Origin of the sequence: Latilactobacillus fuchuensis (assembly GCF_900258455.1) — a bacterium.
GTDB classification, from domain to species: domain Bacteria; phylum Bacillota; class Bacilli; order Lactobacillales; family Lactobacillaceae; genus Latilactobacillus; species Latilactobacillus fuchuensis.
Map to the genome: position 1 here is coordinate 831,211 of NZ_LT984417.1, position 1,112 is coordinate 832,322.

Here is a 1,112-nt window from a genome sequence, read left to right on the forward strand (position 1 = left end):
TCGTACACGAAGACATCGTTAAGATGTTTATTTTTTTGCGAAAAGACAAAAAAGGTGTCGGTAGAATATTTCTACCAACACCAGAAAGTATAGACCCTTTTTATTTTGCCTGAAAATCGTTAAAAATTCACTAGACCTGATATTTAAACAAATCTCTGGTATAATTAGCCTTGTTCATTAATATACAATTCTAAAAATAGTCATTAATTATGCAATAAAACTGGTATAATCAAGGTAATTAATTAAAGATGTGAGGTGGCAATCGTGAAGAAAGCGGACCGGCAAACACGGATTGAACAGATTATTAATCAACAGGTGATTGCAACACAAGAAGAACTATTAGAGACTCTCAAAAAAGAGAATATTGAGGCGACTCAGGCGACGATTTCACGGGATATTCGTGAAATGCAAATCGTTAAGGCTCGTGATGTGAATGGCGAACTCCGCTATACCGTTTTTCATGCGGATGAACGGACTCAAGTTCAAAAATTAAAAGATAAATTACGCGAAGTCGCACTATCCGTGACACAAGTACAGATGATGAATGTCATTAAGACGCTCCCTAGTAATGGTAATTTATTAGCGGCCTTGATTGACGATATTAATTATCAAGAAGTCGTCGGGACACTGGCTGGTCATGACACGATTGTGGTGATTAGTCCGGATGAAGCAAGCGCGACAAGATTAAATCAACAGTTTTCAGAAAATTTAGCAACGCCAGTTAAGGTGGAGCTGTAAGCAACTAAACCTAATTAACCACCAGCTGAAACTTTCAAATAAAAATGGTATAATAGATTTTCATTTAATTGAAAGGCTGGCGGAGAGAATGGATTTGGTATTTGCATGTACTTACAGCGTCATTGCGCTTGGTTTATTTGCGATTATTAATCGTGTGATTAATCAACGAATTAATCGCAAACTTGAAGAAAATAAATAAGCTGTGACAGAACTCGGTTATTAATTGAGTATCAAGTTAAAAATGCGGTCTATCCCGAACTAAGGATAGACCGCATTTTAAATGGGTCTATACTTTCTGGTGTTGGTAGAAATATTCTACCGACACCTTTTTTGTCTTTTCGCAAAAAAATAAACATCTTAACGATGTCTTCGTG

The 1,112-nt window shown here is 36.3% G+C and carries 1 protein-coding gene; it reads left to right on the forward strand.

Features of this window, described 5'->3' with window-relative positions; translation table 11 throughout:
- The first annotated feature begins 264 nt into the window (after window positions 1-264).
- Window positions 265-738 carry an arginine repressor gene (gene argR / locus LFUMFP_RS03870; protein WP_025083056.1) on the forward strand — a complete coding sequence of 158 codons (474 nt, stop codon included), beginning with the start codon at window positions 265-267 and terminating at the stop codon, window positions 736-738.
- Window positions 739-1,112 lie beyond the last annotated feature (374 nt).